Below are 3,665 nucleotides of genomic sequence, written 5' to 3' on the forward strand. Positions count from 1 at the left end.
GCCGTCGCGCCCCGCTGCATCGGCATCCGCGCGCAGCGTCAGCTCGCCGCCCAAGGGGCCGGGGCGCAGCACGGTCTCGTGCTCCAGCCGCGCCACCAGCGGCGGCAGCGAGGGGCTGGTTTCGCCCTCGCGCAGGCTTTCGTAATAGGTGATCTGCGCCAGGTCGTAGCCGGTGTCGCGCAGCCGGTAGGCGCGCAGGCGGCTGTCGAGCCGGTCGGCATCCGACAGGTCGTAATCGAGCAGGAAGGCCCGGTCCGAGACCGCCTCGATATCGAACTCGAGGCGGATGTCGCGCGGCAGGGCAAAAGCGCCCTCGCCCAGAAGGGCATAGCGCAGGCCCGCGGCGGCATCGGTCTGGTCCTCGGCGAGATGGGCATCGAGCGCGACCCAGCCGCTGCGGAAGGCCTCGCGGTAGCCCAGTTCGAGGCTGCGCGCCTGCGTGGCGATCCAGGGCGTCAGCGTCAGGTCGCGCCGCGCGCCGAGCGGCACGAAATAGGGCAGCTTCAGGCCGAAGCCGAGCGTGTCGGAGGAAAACAGCTGCGGCACCAGAAGCCCGGAGGCGCGTTCGAGCGACGGGTCGGGCAGGCGCAATCGCGGCAGCCAGAGCACCGGAACGCCGCGGATGTGAAAGCTGGCGTTGTCGAAGTAGAGCTGGCCGGCCTCGTCGTCATGGACCACCCGCGCGGCCCGGATCTCCCACAGCGGTGCGGCGTTGCCGCAGACCTGGCAGGAGGTGGCGGCGGTGCGGGTCAGCGCGGTCAGCCCGGTGTCGGTGCGGTCGATCCGCGCCGCGGCGATCTGCAGCTGCCGGTCGAGCACCAGCCGCGCGCCGCGCAAGAGTCCCGCGCCGAGCTCGGCATCGATATCGGCGGTCTCGGCGGTGAAGACCTCGCCCTCGGGGGTGGTGATCAGGATCGGACCGGTGACCGAAAGCCTGTCGGTGGCACGGTCGTAGCTGATCTGCGCGGCCGAGAGGCGGGTGCCCTCGTAGAAGGCCTCGACCTGGCCGCGCGCGACCAGCCTCTCGTCGCCCGAGAGCGTGATCTCGTCGGCGACGAGCTGGGCGAGGCCCTGAGCCGTGGCAATGCTTGGGGCAAGGCCGGGCGCGAGGCAGAGCAGGGCCGTGATCAGGCGGATCATCCATCCTCCAGGTGCAGCAGCAGGCCGAGCGACGACAGGATCGCCGCGACGGGGGGCGCCCAGGCGGCGAGCGCCGGCGGGATCTGCCCGTTCTCGCCGAGGATCTGCGCGAAATTGCGCAGGAAGTACACGCCGAAACTCAGCAGGATCGCGCCCAGCACCATGACGCCGACCCGGCCGCCGCGCTGGTGCCGCATGGTGAAGCCCGCGCCGATCAGCAGCATCGCGGTGAGGAAGGCGGGCTGCGCCAGCTCGGTCTGCAAGAACACCTGGTGGCGGCGCGCGGTGAAGCCCGCGGCCTTCAGCCGCTCGATGAAGCCCGGCAGCTTCCAGACCGAGATCGAGGCCGGGTCGCCGAAGCTGTCGCGGATCTGGCCGGCGGTGAGCGAGGAGGCCAGCGTCATCTGCGGCAGCCGCTCGGCCAGGGTCTCGGGGTTGTCGGCGGTCAGCGGCCAGCGCTTGACGCCGCGCAGCAGCCATTGGCCCGACTGAAGCTGCGCCAGATCCGCCTCGACCCGCTGGAGGGGGCGGCCTTCGGCGTCGAGGGTCAGGAAGCTCGCCTCGCGCAGCATGGTGCCGTCGAGATTGCTGCTGACCGCGCGGATCACCGTCTGCGCGCCTTCGTCGCCCTGGCGCAGCCAGAGCCCGTCGTCCGACAGGGCGATGACCCGGTCGATGCCCTTGAGGCTGTCGCTGCGGGCTTCGAAGGCGCGGCTGGTGGCCGCGACCAGCGGGTTGACCAGCGCGACCGAAGCAAGGCCGATCATGATCGTCACCGCCACCGGGGCGGTGAGCGCCGCCAGCGCCGAGCGCCCGGCGGCGCGGGTCACCACCAGCTCCGACGAGCGCGCCAGGCCGAGGAAGAAGGCGATGCCGGAGATGATCATGATCAGCGGCAGGATCTCGTAGAGATCGGCCGGCACGTTGAGCAAGGTGAGCGTGACCAGCTCTCCGGCTCCGGCGGTGTCGCCGTAGCGGCGCGCCTGATCGACGAGATCGAGCATCGCCATCAGGGTGAAAAAGGCCGCGCCGGTGCCGAGAAAGGCCATGACGAAGCGGCGGGCGTAGTAGCGGTGCAGGATCATGACAGTCGCTCCGTGCGCCGTCGCCGCCCGATGCCGCGCCGCGCCGGGCGCGCCGCCAGCCCAAGCTCGACCGCCGCGATGACGAAGGCCACCGTGCCGGGCAGGTAGATCATCGGCCAGCGGGCGGGATCGCCGCGCATGGCCGAGGCCGCCACGGATTCGAGGGAATGGACCACGATGATCAGCCCGATGGCGAGGAGGATCTGGCGCCAGAGGCCGAAGCGCGAAAAGCCGCCCAGAAGCAGCGTCGCGAAGCCGATCAGCGGCGCGGCGGCGGCCAGCAGCGCCGCGGCGATGCGCTCATGCGCCTCGCCGACGAGCTCGGCGGCGCTGTCTTCCGTGGCCTCCATCAGCTCGGGCGTGGGAAAGAACAGATCGCGCGTGGCGACCTGCCGCGCGCGGATGCGTTCCTGGCCGTCGCCTTGGGTGAGCGGCGCGAGGTCATAAGCGAATTCCTCGAAGCTGGTGGTGGAAAGCAGGGCGGTCTCGCGGCGCAGCACCTGCACCAGCCCCGAGATCATCACCAGCTGCGGCGCCTGCGCCGTCTCGACCAGATAGGCGCTCGACGCGGTGTAGGTGACGCTCTCCTCGGGGTCGCGGTTGTCGGAGATCAGAAGATCGCGCAGCTCGCCCTCCGGGGTGATGTCGCGGATGTAGACGGTGATGCCCGACACCGGGCTGAGGAACTGCCCCTCCTGCAGGAGCCGGGCGGTGGCGCTGCGGGCGATGTCGGCCTCCCGCTCGGCGAGCCGGGCCTGGGCCATCGGGTTGATCACCACCGTCAGCGCCCCGGTCAGCAGCCCCGCCACCAGCCCGAAGACCAGCACCGGCCGCGCCAGCCGGAAGGGCGAGAAGCCTGTGGCGCGCATCACCGTCAGCTCGCTGTCGGCGCTCAGCCGGTTGGTGACGTAGAGCGCGGCGATGAAGCCCGCGATCGGCAGCACCAGCCGGATCAGCGAGGGCAGGCCAAGCATGGTCAGTTCGAGAAACACCGAGAGGTTCTGCCCGTCGGCGACGAGCTGGTCGAACAGCTGCACCGCGCTGTTGACCCAGTAGACCAGCACCAGCACCAGGGCGAAGAAGCCGAACAGCATCATCAGCTGCGACAGCATGTATCTGTCGAATCGTGCCACGGGCCCTCGCTCGTCACAAGCCGCCGCGCCGGCCGCCTTACCGGGCGTATCCTAGCCCAGCGCGCGGGAGGGTTGAACCGCGATCTGGCCATTGCGGGCTGCGGCGGCTAGGCTCCGCCGCCAAAGACCATGAGCCCGAAGGAGCTGGCATGTCCCGCACCCCCCGCATCGATTTTCTGCCCCATGATCCGCAGGCGCTCAGCGAAAGCGCCGGGCGCGTCGCCGTCTTCGTCGCCGGCCAAGGCCCCGAGGGCGAGGCCGCCCGCGCGCTCGACACCGCCATGGGCGGCGCGCTGTCGCGGCAGAT

The 3,665-nt window shown here is 70.8% G+C and carries 3 protein-coding genes; all 3 read right to left on the bottom strand.

Going from position 1 to position 3,665, the window contains the following annotated elements:
• On the bottom strand, positions 1-1,140 hold a 1,140-nt coding region (locus NHG85_RS14690), incomplete at its 3' end, for an LPS-assembly protein LptD (protein ID WP_370363031.1).
• Positions 1,137-2,225, bottom strand: a complete 1,089-nt coding sequence (gene lptG / locus NHG85_RS14695) for an LPS export ABC transporter permease LptG (RefSeq protein WP_253333666.1) — start codon at positions 2,223-2,225, stop codon at positions 1,137-1,139. The genes NHG85_RS14690 and lptG, both read right to left, overlap by 4 nt.
• Positions 2,222-3,337, bottom strand: coding sequence for an LPS export ABC transporter permease LptF (gene lptF, locus NHG85_RS14700; RefSeq protein WP_253333668.1), 1,116 nt, complete (start codon positions 3,335-3,337; stop codon positions 2,222-2,224). Before lptF ends, lptG begins: the two co-directional genes overlap by 4 nt.
• Positions 3,338-3,665: the final 328 nt, after the last annotated feature.

Origin of the sequence: Limimaricola litoreus (genome assembly GCF_024159025.1) — a bacterium.
GTDB classification, from domain to species: domain Bacteria; phylum Pseudomonadota; class Alphaproteobacteria; order Rhodobacterales; family Rhodobacteraceae; genus Limimaricola; species Limimaricola litoreus.